A 16,667-nucleotide genomic window follows, 5' to 3' on the forward strand; every position below is an offset into this window, starting at 1 on the left:
GCCGTCCAGAATGGACAGCAGGAATTCACGGAATGTCGCATGGAGCCGCACGCGGTCGGTTCCGTCGCTGGCCGTCCATACCGGCGGATCGCCCGGCGCGGTGCTCAGACGATGCGGGTGCAGAGGGTGCGGCCGCGGATATCGAAGCGGACCCGTTTGCCACCGGACGGGCATGCGCCGGTGGTGTACGCGGTGATGCGGAGGACGAACTCGTAGTCCCCCGGAGCGGAGCCGTCCCCGCAGGGCCACGAGGTCATCAGGTCGGCTTCGCTGACGGAGACCGTGTCCTTCTCCGCACCGTTGTGGGCCAGGAAGCACTGGCCCGCGCGGAACTGGCGCCGCACGCAGAGGACGATCTCGTTCCCCTCCTCGCCATGGCTCCACCGCGACTGCCCTTCCAGCTCGCTGCTGCCGCGGCAGGCGGCTGGGTCGTCGGCCACCTTGAAGACCTTCACGTAGGCGTCCGCGCGGCCGCAGCCGATCGCGCGCGGCTTGCTCCTGCTCCACTTGTCGAAGTCGTGGGCGTCCCGGTGGGCGTCCAGGCAGTCGCCGACGGAGATCTTCTCGAACGCCGCGCGGGTGGAGTCGGGGAGGACGGCGCTGTCAGGCGTGCTCGCGCCGGACGCCCGGGGGCTGGGCGTCGTAGGAGTCGAGGACGGGCGGGCCGTGCCGGCGGTGGTCGCCGCGGCAGCGGGTGCGGCCGGTTCCTCCCCGCCGTTCCCGATGGCCCAGACGGCGAAGGCGATCACGAGGACGCCCAGCACCGCCGCCGCGGCCGCGATCAGCGGGGGCTTCGGCCGGCCGAGCGGCGGGATCCGCGGCGCGCCCCCGGCCGGGGGCGCCAGCACGTCCGTCTCCGCCACGCGCGTGGCGATCATCGTGGCGACGGGCTTCGGCAGCGTAAGGTCCCCGTCCTGCACGAGCTCGGAGCAGCGGTCGAGGAACTCCGCCGGGGCGGGACGGTCGGCGGGGTCCTTCGCCAGGCCGGCCTCGATCAGCGGGAGCAGCGGCTCCGGCACGCCGTCCAGGTCGGGGTCCTCGTTGACGACGCGGTAGCCGAGGGCGTCGATCGGGCCGTCCCCGAACGGCCGCCGTCCGGTGGCGGCGAAGGCCAGCACGGCGGCCAGGCAGAACACGTCGCTGGCCCGCCCTACCTCGCCGCCCCGGAGCTGCTCGGGCGACATGAACCCGGGCGTGCCGGCCACGCTGGTGCTGGACTGCGAGGTGGCGTCGAGGGCCCGTGCGATGCCGAAGTCGATGATGCGGGGCCCGTCCTGGGCGAGCAGCACGTTGCCGGGCTTGAGGTCCCGGTGGACGACGCCCCGCTCGTGGATCGCCATCAGCCCTTCGGCGAGCCCCGCCCCCAGCCCCGCGACCGCCTCCTCGGAGAACGCGCCGTGCGCGGCGACGGCCTCGTGCAACGACGGGCCGGCGATGTAGTCGGTCACGAGCCAGGGCGGATCGGAGCCGGTGTCGGCGTCCACCACATGCACGGTGTGGATGCCCCCGACCCGCCGCGCCGCCGCGACCTCGTGCTCGAAGCGCCGCCGGAACTGCGGATCCTCGGCGAGGTACGGGTGGATCACCTTGACCGCGACCGGCCGTCCGCCCTTCGAGCGGCCCAGGTAGACCCGGCCCATCCCGCCCGCCCCGAGCCGCGCCAGCAGCCGGTACTGCCCGACCTTTTTCGGATCGCCCGCCTGGAGCGGCTTTACCTTCTCACCCGACACCCCGCACGTCCTCCCCGCGTCCGCCGCTGATCAGAAACGACCTTTTCACGGGAACGAGGCAACTGTCCGCCGCGCCGCGTCACCAACCTTTCGCCGCGCCGATGCCGGGCATCCGCCGCCGACGACGATGCCCGGAACCAAGTCCGATCACAAGAGCATCATCCGGAAAGCCGGTATCGATGCCATCCGACCGCAGGTCTAGTGGTAACCGCGTTTGAGCAGGTACTTGGCTCCGGCGTCGAAACCCTCCTGGCTGAGCAGTTCGAAGCCGAAGGCGTCGGCGAGGCGGTCGGTGACGGTGAAGGCGGCACAGACGGCCAGCGCGTCCTCGGCCTGCCTCGGCGAGACCCCGGCGGCCAGCACGTCCCGCATGTCGTCGGCGCCGACTGTCCCCTCCCTCGTCAGCTTGCCGAGCATCCGCAGCGTCGCCCGCAGCGGCTCCTCGATGGGCGCCGATTCCAGGTCGTCCAGCGCCGCCGCGACACGCGTCCCGTCCTGATACGCCAGACGCGCGCAGGCGGCGTGCGCGCCAATGCAGAAAGCGGTGCCATTCACCTTGGAGACGTAAGCGGCCATCAACTCCCGGTCCCCCACCGACCAGTCGGACGGCCCGCGCATCGCCTCGTGGGTGAACTCCTTGGCGCGGGCACCGTAGAAGTCGGGCCGATAGAAGACCAGCTTGGCGGCGTCCGGTAGCGGGCGCCCGGAGAACAACCGGATGGCCCCGAACAGGACCTTGTCTTTCCGGCTGTAACCGCGATTGAGAATGTCAAGACGCATGACCCGGCCCCTCCTCCGCGGTCGCTTCGGCCAAAGCCGCCAGCCCGGCGGCGTACAACCGCTCGGACTGCCCCACCGCCGCGCACACGACCAGCTCGAAGACCTGGTCCTCGCTGTATCCCGCCGCCTTCACCGCCGCCAGATCCGCCTCGGCCACCTGCGCGGGCCGGTCGACGACCTTGCCGACCAGCGCGTCCAGCGGCGGGGAGAGGCCCTCATTCCCGAAGGCACGCGCCCGCTGCTCCGCAGACGCCGTCCCGTCCCCGCTCAGTACCCGCTCCACCAGCGCCCGGTGCGCGGCTCGCTTGCTGTCCTCGTCCGGCATGGCACCCTCGCCTCCTCCGCGGCCGACAATCGTCCTCACCAACAAGACGATTGCCGCACCCCCGAACACGACACATCCCCGAAAAGTCTCAGCGCCCCCGACGTACCCGCAGGTGAAGCCGCGGCCCCAGTCGAGGGCGGCGTCCACGTCCGGTCCGTAATAGACCGGTTCACAGACCTCGGTGATGGCGATGTCCGCGAGCCGGCAGTTTCCAAGAGCCCGCGCACGGTCGACGGATCGGAGAGCGAGAACATTGCCGAATCGGCTCATCGCCAGGTCGAAGCGTTCCTGCGGGAAGCCGTCCCGGGTTACTGACTGCCATGCCTCGTGGCGCCACGCGGCTTAGACCTCGGGGAGCGTCGGGTCGGGCGTCCAAGGTTTCGGTGCGGTGATGGCCCAGCGTTCGTGGTCCCGCCAGTCTCCATCGATGTAGAGGTAGGCGGGCGAAAGCCCTTCATGATGAAAGCCGAGCCGCTGGACCATCGCCAAGGAGGCGGTGTTCGCCGGCTGAATGTTGGCTTCCAGCCGGTGCAGCCGCAGTTCCGTGAAGGCGTGCTGCAGGGCGGTGGCGAGCCCTTCGGTCATGTAGCCGCGTCCGGCGGACGGGGCGAAGGCCGCGTAGCCGAGGGACGCGCCCTGGTAGCGGCCCCGGATGATCGAGTTGATGTTGACCATGCCGGCGGCTGCGCCGGTCTCCCGGACACGGACCAGAAAGCCCCGGTTGGTGCCGTCGTCGAAGCGGCGCATCCAAGCCTGGAACTCCTCCGCGGTCGCGGGCAGTCGCATCCACGGACGGTGCAATTCGGTGCTGGCCCGCACAAGCGAGCAGAACTCGTCCTGGTCGGAGCGGGTGAGCGGGCGCAGTTCGACCCGTGACGGCGTCTTGAGCATGCGCCAACGTTAGGACGGTGACCGTCGCCGAAGCACAGTGGCCGCTCGGCGCAATGCGGCTTCTTGATCGCGGCGGGCTGGACAGGAACCCGACCGCTGTGGAAGCTGGACAGGTGGCTGTCGATACGTACGGAGACCCTTCGGAGAAGCGACCGCGGATGTCGCTTCTGCTACGTCTGCTTCATCGCGAGTACACCGCCGGCATCGAGACGGCGCTGGCAGAGGCGGGCTTCGGTGACATCCGGTCCGGGGACGCGAAGGTGTTCCCCTTCGTCCCCCCCGAGGGGATCACAGTGCGGGACCTGGCCGTGCGCGCCGGCGTCCGCAAGCAGACCATGGCGCAGTCGGTCGACCAGCTCGAGCGGGACGGCTATCTGGAACGCCGTCCCAATCCCCGCGACGGCAGGTCCCGGTTGGTCATGCTCACCGAACGCGGACGAGACGTCCAGCCGCAGGCGGCGGGCGCGGGGCGCCGGATCGAGGAACGGTGGACCGAACTGACCAGTCCTGAGGAGTTCGAGACTCTCCGCACTCTCCTGCACCGCCTGCTGGATCGCATCGGCGAAGCGGACCCGGACGCCGCCGATCGCCTGACCTCGATCGATGGGGCCGACTAGCCGAATGTGACCGCGACGGTGGAACCCACCGGACCGGTCGGCCCCGGTCGAGCGGGACGGGACGGTGACGTCCGGCAACGCAGCGCAGCGCAGCGGACAGGGCGGGTCATGGGCGCAGGACCGTCTTTCCGGTGGTCGCGCGCGATTGCAGGGCGGTGTGGGCGGCCGGGGCCTCCGCGAGGTCGAACCGCCGGCCGATCAGCGGGATGAGACGCTTGCCGTTGAGCGCCTCGAGGGCGTCGCGCTCCAGCGTCCGGGTTCCGCCTGGACGCTGGATGATGCGCGCGCCGACGGCGGAGGCCGCGCTGATGCCCCGGCCGAACAGGTCGGCGGCCGACAGTTCGGTCAGGGACCCCGAGGACGAACCGAACATGACCAGGCGTCCGGTGACGCCGAGCAGTTCCAGGGCGCTGCGGCCGATCCGGCCGCCGACGCCGTCGAGGGCGAGCGTCACCGGCCGGCCCTCCACCGCCCGCCGCACCTCGTCGGGCCAGTCGGGGCGGGTGTAGTCGATCGCGTGGTCGGCACCGATCGCACGGGCGACCGCGACCTTGCCGGATCCGCCCGCGACGCCGACGACCGTCGCGCCGGCCGCGCGGCACGCCTGCACCAGCAGGGTTCCGATCCCGCCGGCGGCCGCGGTGACCAGGACGACGTCGTCGGCGGCCGGTGCCGCGAGTTCGAGGATCGCCATGCTCGTCCGGCCGGTGCCGACCATGGCCACGGCCGAGTCGGCGTCGACGCCGTCCGGCAGGATGTGGACGGCCGCCTCGGATGCCAGCGCCAGTTCGGCGTACCCGCCGCCGGCCGGACCGAGGTCGGCCACGACGCGCCGACCGGTGAGGGCGGTGTCGGCGCCGGCGCCGACCTCGTCGATCACGCCGGCGACCTCGCGGCCCGGCGTCATGGGCAGCCGGGGCACGACGCGGGGCGCGCCTCCTCCCTCGCGGATGACCGTGTCCAGTAGGTGAACGCCTGCCGACTCGACGCGGATCCGCACCTGGCCAGCGGCCGGACGGGGGTCGGGCACGTCCTGCAGCCGCAGTTCCTCCGGGCCGCCGAACGCATGCTGTCGGATCGCTCGCATCGTGCTCAGCCCTCCCCGCCGGTGAGCAGGCCGTGCCCGTCCAGCCAGGCGACGAGCGATTCGGCGATGGCCTCGGGCCGGTCCTCGGGGGTGTGGTGCCCGGCCGTCCCGTGCGTCTCGATCCGCAGGGCGGACATGTGGGCGGCGCACCAGTCGATGATCTGCTTGTTCATCATCGTGCTCTCGCCGGGCTCGAAGGCGATCAGGAGCTTCGGGACGTCCGCACTGTCGGCCAGCCATCGGCCGTAGGCGTCGATCCTGGCGACGACGTCGGCGGGTTCGCCGTCCAGCGGCATCGACCGCGGCCATTGCAGCAGCGGCACCCTGCTCCGCCGAGTGGGATACGGACGGGCGTAGACCGCCAAGTCCTCCTCGCTCAGCCCGGGGACGGTGCGCGGCAGCGCCTGCTCGATGAGGGCGTTCTCGTCCAGGATCATCGCCTCGCCCACGTCGGGCGTACGCATCGCTTCGAACAGCGGCCGCGCGCCCGCGGGAAACTCCTCCCACGACATCGGTTTCACGATCGTCTCGGTGAAGGCGATGCCAGCCACCCGTCCCGGATGGCGGGCGGCCCAGTCGAAGGCCAAGGCGCCGCCCCAGTCATGACCGACCAGCACGACCCGGTCGAGCGCCAGAGCGTCGAACCATGCGTCGAGGTACCGGGCATGGTCGTCGAAGCTGTAGTCGATGTCGGGCTTGCCCGACTCGCCCATGCCGATCAGGTCGGGCGCCAGGCACCGCGAGGACACCCCGGCGACAGGCAGGATGTGCCGCCACAGATAGGACGACGTGGGGTTGCCGTGCAGGAAGACCAGCGGAATCGCCCCCGAACCGACCTCCCGATAGAAGATCGTCGAGTCCAGAACACGCGCAGTGGGCATGGCGTTCTCCTTGAGCCGGAAGACACATTAGACAGGTACCTGGCTAAATCTAGAAAATAGACAGGCACCTGTCAATACACTGAAGGCACCCCTGCAGCCGCCCGCGGCCTCGCCCCGGCCGCGCATGCACATGTTGTGGTGTTGGGAGGCTGGTCTGCGGTGGTGCGGACGGCGTCCGCGCTCTCTGCGGACGATCAGTTCATGGCGGTAGCCAGTCGTCGGTGCGGCGGTGACGGCCGAGGCCGACGGCGTCGAACTCGTCGACGTGATCGCCCTTAGCGGCCCCGAGTCGTCGGAGTGCCTGGGAGATCGGGCTACCCCCGGCCGCGGACGTTTCCCGCTCGCCTTTGTGCAGGGGGCCGAGAACCACCTTCCCCGCGTGCCAGACCTGCGCGGCCTGCGTCCCTGTCCCGCCGAAGTAGTCAGCCTCAACGTAGGCCGCCGGTCCTGTCGCCGAGCATGCGGCCAGCAGGCGCCCGAGACCTGCGGGCGCCTTCCAGAACCCATCAAGTTCGGGTGCTCCGGCCACCGTGACCGCGTCGAACAGAGCGTTGGTCATCGGCAGGAGCGAGAGATGTTGGCCGAGGAGAACGACACGCGCCTCAGGAACACCGGCGGCCAGTTCGCGGAGCACGGCTTCGGTGGCCACGACCGCCTCAAGGCAATACATACCCCCATCCTCGCGCGGCCCCCGGAGATGGCAGAACGCGACGGTAGGGCTCCGTCACTTTGTCCGGTGAGTGACCCAGGCTCGGCCCGCTTGCGCTGCACTGGCCCGGGAGGCATGCATGCCCTCTTGCCCGTGCATGGCCTTGTACTCGCGGAACATCGTCCACAGCGCGCCGAGGCCGGTGACCGCATCGGCCGGAGCCGCGTTCCAACCGGGATGTGCTGCAACGAGCGCTTCGGCTTGCGCGGGGCTGTGCCCGGCCTCAACCAGCCGAGGGACGAGCAGCGCGGCATCAATCCACGCTTGCCCCCGGCATGCGAAGGACCAGTCGATGACGTGGACGTTCTCACCGGCCGTGAGGAGATTTCCGCTGTGCAGGTCATAGTGCAGCAGCGTCTCCCCTTTCAGTGACTCCGCCGACAGTCCTTCGAGCGCCTCGGCATACATCCCCCACCACGACTTCCGCGGCTCCATTCCCAACAACTCAGCCGCGACCCTATGAAGCAAATCCAGGTTGACCGTGACGCACGGCAGCGCGTCGCCCGTCGCTCCAAGCCGTGCCAGGGTGTCGATCACGCCGGGCAGGTCCGGAGACCCGGGCGACAGGTCGGCGCTCCGCGCGCCATCGATGTGCTCGAACACCAGCAGGTGCCAACCGCCGACGTCGGCGCACCACAGCATTCGAGGCGCCGGGGCGGATGGGGCAAGGGCAAGGTTCGCCGCTCGCTCACGCAGGTAGAGGCGAGCGGCGGGATCGTCGGCCGGAACGCCCTTGAGGAAGACGTTTCCGCCTTCCACACGAAGCTTCGCCGCCACCCCCGGCATGATGCCCCGCTCCGCGGCCTCAGCCTTGAGTACCGTCCCACAACGGGCCTCCACGGCTGCCCGAACCACGCCAGGAAGGTCCTCCCACCGCCGTTTGCTCACGCTATATCGCCTTCGGGGAGTCGTGGCAGCCCTGGTAGCACTGGCTGCAGTCACCAGCCGATTCCCAGAGGACTGGGTCGACGGGCAACCCAGCCTGCTCCATGGCGGCCACGGTAGCCCGAATGCCGCCCCCTCGGGTGCGGTTGTCGCCCGAGGCCCAGCGGTCAAGCGTCCGGCAGACGGCGCAGCTAAGCGCTCACCACAATGGGACGGGAGAGTCAGCTACAAGACCGGTGCTCGCTCGCATGCTTTTCGTCCTCGCCCAGACCGCACCGCGATCTTCCTGGTGGCCGGGGACGAGGCGACCACCGGGCGAAGCCCGGTGCGCCGAGTAGCGGGCCGTGAGGGACAAGGTGGCCGCACGATGAGCAGCGGACACCGCCGACAGGACAAAACGGCGACGAGCGCGCGTTCGCTTCGGATCTTGGTGACCTGCGTCTACCTGCGGCTTTGGCGCCTGAGTTAGCATCGTCGCCTGATGCATCATCGTTCCCGCGCCTGGGTTCGGCGGCGGCTGCGGTCGCTCGCTGGGCTGGAGTTGTTCAACGTGCCGTTGCAGGCCGTGGTCTGGTTCGGTGTTGTCGGATTGCCGATGACGGCGGCGAACGTGGTGGGTTTCGCGCTGTTCGCGGTCCTGCTCGTGGTGGGAGCCGGGTACTGGCTGGCCAAGCTCCAGCAGATCTCGGGTCCTGGCGCGTCCTTGCCGGGTGCCGGGGTCTTCGTGGTCGCCCGCATTGCCATTGCTCTGCTTCTCGCGGTCGGGGTGTTGGCTCTCGTCGGGTGGATGGTCGCCGTTCCGGGGACGGGCAGCTGGCCGGGGCTGGGCTTCGGGCTGTTCGCAGTCCTGGAGTACGTGAACTACTTCCACGTCCAGCTCATGTACGACACGGCCGAGGACGTCCGCTACCTGCGCTCACACGGCCTACGCCGCGCGCACCTGGCCCGCGACCTCGCCGTCCATCAAAGGTCACGTCAGCGCGGTCCCGAGACGGCGTTCGACGCCGCAGCAGAAACGTCTATCCGTCGCTGACATGCGGGAGGAGCGACAGTACGCGCTCTCCGCAGACACGCCACTTCCTAGCTCCAAGCGGGCCCGGCACGGTTGCCTCGGCCGCTCCACGTGCGGCCGCACCCACCGCCGCGACCAAGGAAGCGAATGCGGTGAGGCGATGGTCAGGCGCTGCCGTGTCGGCGTCCGAGTCGTAGCGACCGACCTTCACAGTACTTCAACCTCGGCGCGCTGCTCGTAGCCGCTGCCGGCAACTGTCTCTGAGCCGGACGGCGAAGGGGCGGCCAATCATCGGCCGAGCGAACGACTCAAAGGCCGGCGGCGACCGATGTCACTGACTACGCACCCAAGCCTCCGGGCAGGCTCGGGGCTCCCCAGCCCGGCCTGGCTTCGCCGCAAAGTCGCGTGCCCCAATAGCTCGTAATGTCCGACTTCCCGGAAAGCTGATACCGAGCGGTGTTCTTTCACGCCTCTTTTTGGGCCGACTTCGATGTGTCATGAGCCGCTCCGTATCTACCGCGAGGGACGTTGACCTGCAAATTTACCGCTTTTAGTAGATGAATTTCGGTTTTGCTGGAATGGGAGAGATGAGGGCGCCTCCTATGGCAACATGAGCGTGCACCATTGATCATCAAGACTACGGAAACGAGTGAGAACGATCGAATCGCCATCAAACGATCCTCGTACAAGGGGCAGGTCCAACCAGCCGGTTGCGGCGCCACCGCAGTACCGGGCCATGGTCGCATTCGATATCTGTGGCTTCGGCAGCAGCACCGACCCCAATGTGCTGCGTCTCATGCGCACCTCGATGTACCAGATCATCCAGGAGGCCGCGGCGACCGCACAGATATCTTGGGGAGACTGCGAGTACGAAGATCGCGGTGATGGGATGTTCCTGCTGGCTCCGCCCGGCTATAGCGTCCACAGCCTGGTGGATCCACTGGCGCCCTTAATCCGCACGGGGCTCGCTCAGATCAACACAGCAGTTCCGTCGGGCCATCGGCTGCGACTGCGGATGGCCGTCCATCACGGAGAACTCGTCCGCGACGAGCACGGCGTAATCAGCCCCGACCTGAATCTGCTATTTCGGCTTCTCAACGCCCCCGTCCTGAAAGCGCGTTTCGAGCACGGCAATCTGGCTCTGATCGTGTCTGAGGACGTCTATCAGCGCGTGGTCACCTGGGGCATGGGGTTAATCGACCGTAGAGACTTTCAGCCGCTCCTGGTCGAGAACAAAGAGGCCTGCTGCGTGGCTTGGGCCATGCTGCCGCCCCAGCCGGCCGTGCCCCAGCCCGCTGGGCCCCAGCCCGCCACACACTCCGCTCTGGATCCTGACACCCTCGCCCGACTCGAACGCCTCATGGACGGGATCCACGGGCTCTTACGACAGGACGACCAGCCTATGGACGGATGATGCCCTGTTCCACGTCTTGGAGAGTCACCGGTCGTGCTGACCGGCCTTCGCCTCGGCCATCAGGGAGGCCCAGGTCGCGCGGGTGAATGTGAGGTGCCCGGCGTCCGGTGCTTTGCTGTCCCGGACACCGATGTTCACTCCGATGCCGGCGATCTCAACACACTGGCCGTTGCCGCTGCTGCGGCTGCTCTTGCGCCATTGGATGCGTGACGAGTCATGCGATGTGGTCATCGTGCTGCTCCTCCATGGCCGTCCATCGCCACCGACGCGATCAACGAAGCGGATGCGCTCGGGCTGAGCGCTCCGGCGCGAAGGTGCGTGAACACGAGATTATACCTAGATATGTCCGCTTCTTCCTCTAGGAAGAGGTCTCCCGCCTGGCTGTCGATGTACACGATGTCGGGCCCAATCGCCTCTTCGAAGGTCATGACAACGAAGGAACCGGTCATACCTGGGTGGGCGCCCGCGTCGAATGGGATCACCTGAAGATGCACGGTCGGGAGTTCGGCGATGCGCAGCAGGTGGTCAAGCTGCTCTCGCATGACCTCACGTCCGCCGACGACACGGCGGATGGCGGCTTCGTCCACGATTGCCCAGAGCTTCAGCGGATGATCTTTTGTCAGGGCCGACTGCCTCTGCATCCTGGCGTCGACTCGGCTTTCGATTTCCTCGCGGGATGACTCAGGCAGGTCACCGCTGATGGCGGCTCTCGCGTAGCGCTCGGTTTGGAGGAGGCCGGGGATGAACAGGCACTCGTAGTTCAGCACCTCGCGCGCCTCGGACTCGAACTCGATGTAGGAGGCGTAGCGCTCTGGGAGGTCCGAGGCGAAGGTGTGCAGCCAGCCACGGGTCGCGGACTGCTTGAGCAACGTTCTCAGCTCGGAGCGCTTCGGCTCGACCACTCGGTACGCGTCCAAGAGGCTGGTCAGAGTACGTGCCTGGGGACGGACGCGGGCGGTCTCGATGCGGTAGAGCGTGGCCACGTTGATGCCAGTCTGCTCGTTGACCTGCTCGCGAGTGAGTTCAGCGATCTTGCGCAGCTGGCGAAGCTCCGCCGCGAGGCGACGAAGACGCACCGTTGGCGCTCCCACTGCGGCTCCTTTCCGTGTGACGGCTGCGGATGCCGGCCGGTCCCGTCCCCCTCAGCGCCTCCTGAACGATCACGGATGCAAGCAATGTTAATGCAACCCTTGCATACGTACTCTGTGTGATGCATCCTTTGCAGAGCGTTCCATAGGACGCCGGTCGACCGCAGGCAATCAGCAAGAAATGGAGCGGCCCCGGGGCGGTGCTTTCACCACCGGTCCCGGGGCCTTGACCCGACTGACAAGGAGTCGGACCCATGGTGAACCTACCCAACTGCTCGCCTTCCGGCGGGCGTGGGGACGTGATGTCGGTGCCGCTGGAGACACGCCAGCGGCTGGAACTGCTGGTCAGGCTCATGGTGGGCCTGCGCAGCCTCGGGCGTGGCTCGGTGCTTTACCTCGACGGGCGAGCTGAGCCGGTGCTGTCGGTACCGGTGTTGTCGCGACGGCGGTCGATGGCGGTGCTCGTCGTCCAAGACCGTGACGGGTGGTCCTTTCTCTGGGACGCCGTCCACCGGACTCCCGCTGGAGCGGTTCGTGTCGCGGCCGAGCAGATCGCGGGGGTCGCGCGGTGACCGTCTGGGACGAGAAGCACGCGGAGCGGGTGTGCTCGGACGGCGTCCTGGACGTCCGGGAAGTTCGGGCGCGGGTGCGGCGGACGGTGACCTTGACCCGATGCGCCGACGGGTTCGATCTGGGTGACGTGGACCTGCTCGTCTGCGAGATCGCGACCAACGCCGTCCAGCACAGCGCGAGCGGCCGACCCGGAGGCGGGCTGTGGGTGACCGTGCTCGTGTCGGCCGAGCGGCTCCGGGTGGAGATCCAGGACGATGGCGGCTCGGCAGGGTGCCCGATGATCCCGGTGAAGGGGTCGGCGTGGGACGAAGGCGGGCGCGGGCTCCTCATGGTGAGCCAACTGGCCGATCGTTGGGGTGCCCTACGCGGGGAGAACGGACACCACACGGTCTGGTTCGAGGTCGTCTCGTGATGGTCGTGCACTGGCTGCACCGTGCGCGGTCTGCGTGGCGGCGCGGGTCATGCCGGGACGAGCGTGGGCCCGTCCGCGACCTGCCTCCGGAGCCGCGGCCGGAGGTGGTGTTCCTCTTCGCGGGTGTCGGCCCTGAGGCGCGCAAGGCGTTCGAGATGCTGCCTGGCGAGGCACGGGCGTGGCGGGCGCTTGCGGAGATGGAGGCCGCACGGTCCCAGGACTGGTCGCAGGACGGCCGGGTGTGGGACGCGGGCGTTTCCGCCGGACGGGCGGAGGCGTACCGGGCGGCGGCCGAGCAACTCGACGACGTGCTGATCGATGCGCTCGACCTCTGGGACGAGTACGAGCGGCAGGTCGGCGAGGATACCTTCGGCTAATGCTCCTGCGTTGACTTGCGGCGTGTTGTTGTTATGGCGAGGCCGATAACAACAACACGCCGCAGGTCAACGTGGCCGACGTTCCGTCCATCCGGGGTCGGGACGTGCCGGAGGAGGGTCGGCAGCATCCGCTGGCGTCAGGAGGGACGGACTTCGTAGGTGTCGTTGCGGTGCTCGTAGATCGGGTCTGGGGTGTTGCGGGCCGTTTCGCGGAGGGGGCGCTTGATGACCTTGTTGGTCGGGGTGCGCGGCAGGGCGTCCACTATGCGGATGTAGCGGGGCGTCCACTTCGTACCCAAGTCGGGTTGGGCCTGGAGGAAGGCCGTGAAGGACTCCGGGTCGAAGGGGTGGTCTGGAGCCAGGGCTACGGCGGCCATCACCTGGTCGCCTACGGCGTCGTCCGGGACGGCGTAGACGGCTACCTCTGCGAAAGCGTCGTAGCGGGACAGGAGGCGTTCGACGGGGGCTGCGGCGAAGTTCTCGCCGTCCACGCGTAGCCAGTCGTCGTTGCGGCCGGCGAAGTACCAGTAGCCGTCGGCGTCGCGGTAGGCGAGGTCGCCTGACCACGTCCAGCCGTTGCGGACGCGTTTCGCCGTCGCCTCGGGGTTGTTGTAGTAGCCCTCGAACTTGCCTGCCCCGTTCGTGTCGACGATTTCGCCGATCGCTTCCTCCGCGTTGAGGAGCGTGCCGTGGGCGTCGAACTTGGCGGGTGGGCATTCCCGCAGGGTGTCCGGGTCGATGACCAGGGTGCCCGGCTCGGCCACGCCCAGGGAGCCCGGCGGTGTACCAGGGACGCGGTTCAGGCGGATCTCGCCTTCGCTGGAGCCGTACGAGTCGATGACCGTGCAGCCGAAGCGGCGGGCGAAGTCGGCGATGTCGCGTTCGTTCGCCTCGTTGCCGAACGCTATGCGGAGAGTGTTGTCGGCGTCGTCCGGCTTCTCGGGGGTGGCCAGGATGTAGTTCAGCGGCTTGCCGACGTAGTTGAAGAACGTGACGCCGTAGCGGCGAACGTCCGGGAGGAAGCCCGAGGCCGAGAACTTGCGGCGCAGGGCTATGCGACCGCCCGTTGCCACCGCCGGGGCGATGCCCGCCATCAGGGCATTCGAGTGGAACATCGGCATGACCACGTAGAACACGTCGTCGCGGGTCAGTGAACGGCGGTCGCGTTGCTGGACGGCAATGCGCCCCAGCCTGCCCTGAGTGCAGATCACCGCCTTGGGGGCCGACGTCGTCCCCGAGGTGAAGACCAGGGAGAAGATCGTCTCGGGTGTGACCGGGAGGACGTCCGCCAGCGGGGTCGTTGCCAGACGGTCGGTGTACGCAACGGTGTCGATCGTCAGGGACGGGACGTCCGCCAGACCGTCCAGCAACGGCTCCCGGGACGTCTCCGTGATCAGGACCGCGCAATCGGTATGAGCAATGTCGCGAGCCAGCTCAACACCACGCCGGGTCGGGTTCAGTTCGACGACCGGGATGCCCGCCAACGCCGAGCCCAGAAGCCAGAACAAATGCTCCGGGCCGTTCTCCAGGAAGAGACCGACATGGCCACCCGCCGCATGGGCCAGCGTCGCGCGGCGACGAGCCTCCTTGATGACCTCGCGCCACGTCCAGGACGCGTCCTCGAAGTTCAGCGCCGGACGGTCGTCGTCCGCGCGGGCCGCCATCAGTTCGGCGAACGTGACCTCATGGCTCGGGCGGTCGTCCTGCAGCGCGGGCATCGGCACTCCCTAGGCGCGATGGGGGCGGTTCGTCCAGCCCTGGTCGTCGGCGCGCACGAACCAGCCGGACGCGGCGAGGGTTCCGCCGTCCACCGGGATCGTGTGGCCGGTGACGAAACGGGCGTCATCAGAAGCCAGGAATGCGACCACTGCGGCATAGTCGTCCGGCTCCCCGAAGCGGGCCAGCGGCACCCAGGTGTGTTCCAATCCCTCGTCGTAGCCGCGCCGCATCCACTCGACCGGGGTCTGTTCCGTATTGGCGAGATCAGGGGCGATGGCGTTGACGCGCACCCCATGTCGTCCGACCGCTACGGCAAGGCTCCGCGTGAACGCAGACACGCCCGCGTTGAACGCCGAGTACACCGGGTGCTGCGGGATCCCGCGGAACGCCTCGACCGTCGAGTTGTTGACGATGCTGCCAGCACCCTGCTCGATCATGGACGGCAGCAACGCGTGGGTCAGTTTGAAGACGTGCAGCAGATTCAGTTCATAGAGCCGCTGCCACTGATCGGCCGTGCTGTCCTGGAAGGACGAGGCAGCCGGACGGAAGTCGCCCACATTGTTGATCAGCACGTCCACCCGGCCGGGAATCGCCGCCGCGACCCGTTCGACCGTCTCGTCCTCAACGATGTCGCCGACGACAATGACGCACCGGCCACCGGCGGCCTCAATGTCGGCCTGAGCCCGGCCGGCGGCATCCGCGTCGATGTCGTTCAGGATCACCAGGTCACCGCCGGCGGCCAGCCGCCGGGAGATCGCCCCGCCGATGCCGAGCGCGCCGCCCGTGACGACGCTCACGCGCTCACTCACCCCGCCACCTCCGGACGGGACGGGTCTCGATCGAGTCGATGCGCTGCTCGCGCCGGGCGATCCGCCAGGTCTGGCCGTCCAGCCGGTAGAGGTCGCTGTACCGGCAGTGCCACACAAGATCGGACACCTTGCCGTCCTCACGTGCGGTCATATGGTGGGCAACGCAGGCGATCTCCCCCGTGGCCGTGCCAGGCTCGGAGCCGACGTCGAACACCTGCCCGGCGAGGGCGTGGAAGGTCACCGGGATCTGATCCAGAACCGACAGCGTGGCGGCGATCTCCGAACGCCCGGCAAAGGTGCGCACCGGGTCGAGTACGGCGGGGGCGTCCGGCAGGACGAGTACGGCGTCCTCCGTGAAAAGCTCCCCCATCGCGTCGATCTCGCGCCGGTCGGCGTACAGCGCGTACCGGGCGACCAGATCGCCGAGGGCGATCTGGTCCACGACTCCCAGCGTCATGAAAGGCCCAGGCGCTCGGCGCAGGCCGACAGCTCGTCCTTCGCCTCGTTCAGGTCCGTGGTCGGCGCACCGCGCAGGACGAGGCGGTCCGCGCCCTTGGCCGCGAGCTTCTCCGACTTCTCCTGAGTGATCCCGGCGAAGGTGTGGCCGAGCGTCAGTTCGAGGGCGTCCGGGTCGCGGTCGCTCTTCTCGGCTTCTTCCCGCATCAGCGCGACCAGCGAACGAAGCTCGTCCCCCGCCACGCCCAGCGGCTGCAGCCCGTCCCCGTACCGGCCGGCCCGCCGCGCGGCGGCCTTCGTGTGCCCGCCCACGTGAATGGGCACGCCACCTGCCTGGACGGGCTTCGGGTAGCTCATCGCACCCTTGAACTGGAAGAACTCCCCGTCGTGCGAAGCCCCCGAAGGCGCCGTGTCGGCCCACAGCTTCCGCAGCACCTCGAGCTGCTCGTTGCCGCGACGCCCCCGCGAGTCGAAGTCGACGCCGCAGGCCTCGACCTCCTCGCGCATCCAGCCCATGCCGACGACGAGCCGCAACCGTCCGCCCGACAGGGCGTCGATCGTGGACAGCCGCTTGGCCAGCACCACCGGGTGGTGGTTCGGGAGGACGAGCACGCCGGTGGCGAGCCCGATCCGCGACGTCTGCCCCGCCAGAAACGCGAGCAAATCCAACGGATCCGGAATGTCCAGGTCATCGGCCAGCTCCATGCGCCCCGACGCGTCGTACGGGTAGACGCTCGAATAGGAGCTCGCCACCACCGCGTGCTCGACCGCGCCGACCGACTCGAAGCCGCAGGCTTCGGCGTGCCGGACGTAGGCGCCGATCCACGCGGGATCGGCGGTCACGCCCGCCGCCACGGGGAGCAGGACGGCGTACTTCATGCACATGCCTCTCAGTTCGAATC

The 16,667-nt window shown here is 68.7% G+C and carries 20 protein-coding genes; 6 read left to right on the forward strand and 14 right to left on the reverse strand.

The window, feature by feature from the left end:
- Nucleotides 1-104: 104 nt before the first annotated feature.
- The 4 genes from ABZ806_RS29195 to ABZ806_RS29210 form a co-directional block, all read right to left on the reverse strand.
- Nucleotides 105-1,730 (reverse strand): serine/threonine-protein kinase, encoded by a 1,626-nt coding sequence (locus ABZ806_RS29195; protein WP_500220618.1) that lies wholly within the window; start codon nucleotides 1,728-1,730, stop codon nucleotides 105-107.
- Between the two features lie 198 nt (nucleotides 1,731-1,928).
- On the reverse strand, nucleotides 1,929-2,510 hold the full coding sequence (locus ABZ806_RS29200; protein ID WP_500220619.1) for a carboxymuconolactone decarboxylase family protein: 582 nt from the start codon (nucleotides 2,508-2,510) through the stop codon (nucleotides 1,929-1,931).
- Nucleotides 2,500-2,835: a carboxymuconolactone decarboxylase family protein gene (locus ABZ806_RS29205; protein ID WP_500220620.1), complete on the reverse strand. Its 336-nt coding sequence runs from the start codon at nucleotides 2,833-2,835 to the stop codon at nucleotides 2,500-2,502. Before ABZ806_RS29205 ends, ABZ806_RS29200 begins: the two co-directional genes overlap by 11 nt.
- 342 nt (nucleotides 2,836-3,177) lie before the next feature.
- Nucleotides 3,178-3,726, reverse strand: coding sequence for a GNAT family N-acetyltransferase (locus ABZ806_RS29210; protein WP_500220621.1), 549 nt, complete (start codon nucleotides 3,724-3,726; stop codon nucleotides 3,178-3,180).
- A gap of 17 nt (nucleotides 3,727-3,743) precedes the next feature.
- Between ABZ806_RS29210 and ABZ806_RS29215 the strand changes: the two genes are divergently transcribed.
- Nucleotides 3,744-4,343, forward strand: coding sequence for a MarR family winged helix-turn-helix transcriptional regulator (locus tag ABZ806_RS29215; protein WP_500220622.1), 600 nt, complete (start codon nucleotides 3,744-3,746; stop codon nucleotides 4,341-4,343).
- A gap of 106 nt (nucleotides 4,344-4,449) precedes the next feature.
- Here the strand turns inward: ABZ806_RS29215 and ABZ806_RS29220 are convergent, their stop codons facing one another.
- From ABZ806_RS29220 to ABZ806_RS29235, 4 genes are all read right to left on the reverse strand, one after another.
- Nucleotides 4,450-5,430 (reverse strand): zinc-binding dehydrogenase, encoded by a 981-nt coding sequence (locus ABZ806_RS29220; protein WP_500220623.1) that lies wholly within the window; start codon nucleotides 5,428-5,430, stop codon nucleotides 4,450-4,452.
- 5 nt (nucleotides 5,431-5,435) lie between these two features.
- A complete protein-coding gene (locus ABZ806_RS29225) occupies nucleotides 5,436-6,311 on the reverse strand; it encodes a haloalkane dehalogenase (RefSeq protein WP_500220624.1) in 876 nt (291 codons plus the stop codon).
- A gap of 199 nt (nucleotides 6,312-6,510) precedes the next feature.
- Complete coding sequence (locus tag ABZ806_RS29230; RefSeq protein ID WP_500220625.1) at nucleotides 6,511-6,960, reverse strand: hypothetical protein; 450 nt, start codon at nucleotides 6,958-6,960, stop codon at nucleotides 6,511-6,513.
- Between the two features lie 75 nt (nucleotides 6,961-7,035).
- The gene (locus tag ABZ806_RS29235) at nucleotides 7,036-7,797 is read right to left on the reverse strand and encodes a phosphotransferase family protein (protein ID WP_500220626.1); all 762 of its coding nucleotides are present in this window, start codon (nucleotides 7,795-7,797) and stop codon (nucleotides 7,036-7,038) included.
- Between the two features lie 589 nt (nucleotides 7,798-8,386).
- Here ABZ806_RS29235 and ABZ806_RS29240 point away from each other — a divergent pair.
- Both ABZ806_RS29240 and ABZ806_RS29245 read left to right on the forward strand, forming a co-directional pair.
- Nucleotides 8,387-8,938 carry a hypothetical protein gene (locus tag ABZ806_RS29240; RefSeq protein WP_500220627.1) on the forward strand — a complete coding sequence of 184 codons (552 nt, stop codon included), beginning with the start codon at nucleotides 8,387-8,389 and terminating at the stop codon, nucleotides 8,936-8,938.
- A 715-nt stretch (nucleotides 8,939-9,653) separates the two neighbouring features.
- Nucleotides 9,654-10,331 carry a hypothetical protein gene (locus ABZ806_RS29245; protein ID WP_500220628.1) on the forward strand — a complete coding sequence of 226 codons (678 nt, stop codon included), beginning with the start codon at nucleotides 9,654-9,656 and terminating at the stop codon, nucleotides 10,329-10,331.
- 24 nt (nucleotides 10,332-10,355) lie between these two features.
- On the opposite strand, the gene ABZ806_RS29250 is transcribed toward ABZ806_RS29245, so the two are convergent.
- A complete protein-coding gene (locus ABZ806_RS29250) occupies nucleotides 10,356-10,562 on the reverse strand; it encodes a DUF397 domain-containing protein (RefSeq protein ID WP_500220629.1) in 207 nt (68 codons plus the stop codon).
- Entirely contained in the window at nucleotides 10,559-11,422 is an 864-nt protein-coding gene (locus ABZ806_RS29255) for a helix-turn-helix domain-containing protein (protein ID WP_500220630.1), read from the reverse strand. Before ABZ806_RS29255 ends, ABZ806_RS29250 begins: the two co-directional genes overlap by 4 nt.
- 251 nt (nucleotides 11,423-11,673) lie before the next feature.
- On the opposite strand from ABZ806_RS29255, the gene ABZ806_RS29260 reads away from it, so the two are divergent.
- From ABZ806_RS29260 to ABZ806_RS29270, 3 genes are read left to right on the forward strand one after another with little or no spacing between them, the layout of a single operon-like run.
- Nucleotides 11,674-11,991 (forward strand): hypothetical protein, encoded by a 318-nt coding sequence (locus ABZ806_RS29260; protein ID WP_500220631.1) that lies wholly within the window; start codon nucleotides 11,674-11,676, stop codon nucleotides 11,989-11,991.
- Nucleotides 11,988-12,404: an ATP-binding protein gene (locus ABZ806_RS29265; protein ID WP_500220632.1), complete on the forward strand. Its 417-nt coding sequence runs from the start codon at nucleotides 11,988-11,990 to the stop codon at nucleotides 12,402-12,404. The genes ABZ806_RS29260 and ABZ806_RS29265 overlap by 4 nt, the downstream gene beginning before the upstream one ends.
- Nucleotides 12,401-12,781 carry a hypothetical protein gene (locus ABZ806_RS29270; protein WP_500220633.1) on the forward strand — a complete coding sequence of 127 codons (381 nt, stop codon included), beginning with the start codon at nucleotides 12,401-12,403 and terminating at the stop codon, nucleotides 12,779-12,781. The genes ABZ806_RS29265 and ABZ806_RS29270 overlap by 4 nt, the downstream gene beginning before the upstream one ends.
- A 137-nt stretch (nucleotides 12,782-12,918) precedes the next feature.
- Here the strand turns inward: ABZ806_RS29270 and ABZ806_RS29275 are convergent, their stop codons facing one another.
- The 4 genes from ABZ806_RS29275 to ABZ806_RS29290 are packed head-to-tail and all read right to left on the reverse strand — an operon-like array spanning nucleotide 12,919 to nucleotide 16,644.
- The gene (locus ABZ806_RS29275) at nucleotides 12,919-14,499 is read right to left on the reverse strand and encodes an AMP-binding protein (protein WP_500220634.1); all 1,581 of its coding nucleotides are present in this window, start codon (nucleotides 14,497-14,499) and stop codon (nucleotides 12,919-12,921) included.
- A gap of 9 nt (nucleotides 14,500-14,508) precedes the next feature.
- Nucleotides 14,509-15,309 carry an SDR family NAD(P)-dependent oxidoreductase gene (locus ABZ806_RS29280; RefSeq protein WP_500220635.1) on the reverse strand — a complete coding sequence of 267 codons (801 nt, stop codon included), beginning with the start codon at nucleotides 15,307-15,309 and terminating at the stop codon, nucleotides 14,509-14,511.
- A complete protein-coding gene (locus ABZ806_RS29285) occupies nucleotides 15,302-15,751 on the reverse strand; it encodes a nuclear transport factor 2 family protein (protein ID WP_500220636.1) in 450 nt (149 codons plus the stop codon). Before ABZ806_RS29285 ends, ABZ806_RS29280 begins: the two co-directional genes overlap by 8 nt.
- 11 nt (nucleotides 15,752-15,762) lie before the next feature.
- Nucleotides 15,763-16,644 (reverse strand): LLM class F420-dependent oxidoreductase, encoded by an 882-nt coding sequence (locus tag ABZ806_RS29290; protein ID WP_500220637.1) that lies wholly within the window; start codon nucleotides 16,642-16,644, stop codon nucleotides 15,763-15,765.
- Nucleotides 16,645-16,667: the final 23 nt, after the last annotated feature.

It is taken from the genome of Spirillospora sp. NPDC047418 (assembly GCF_040643275.1).
Classification (GTDB): domain Bacteria; phylum Actinomycetota; class Actinomycetes; order Streptosporangiales; family Streptosporangiaceae; genus Spirillospora.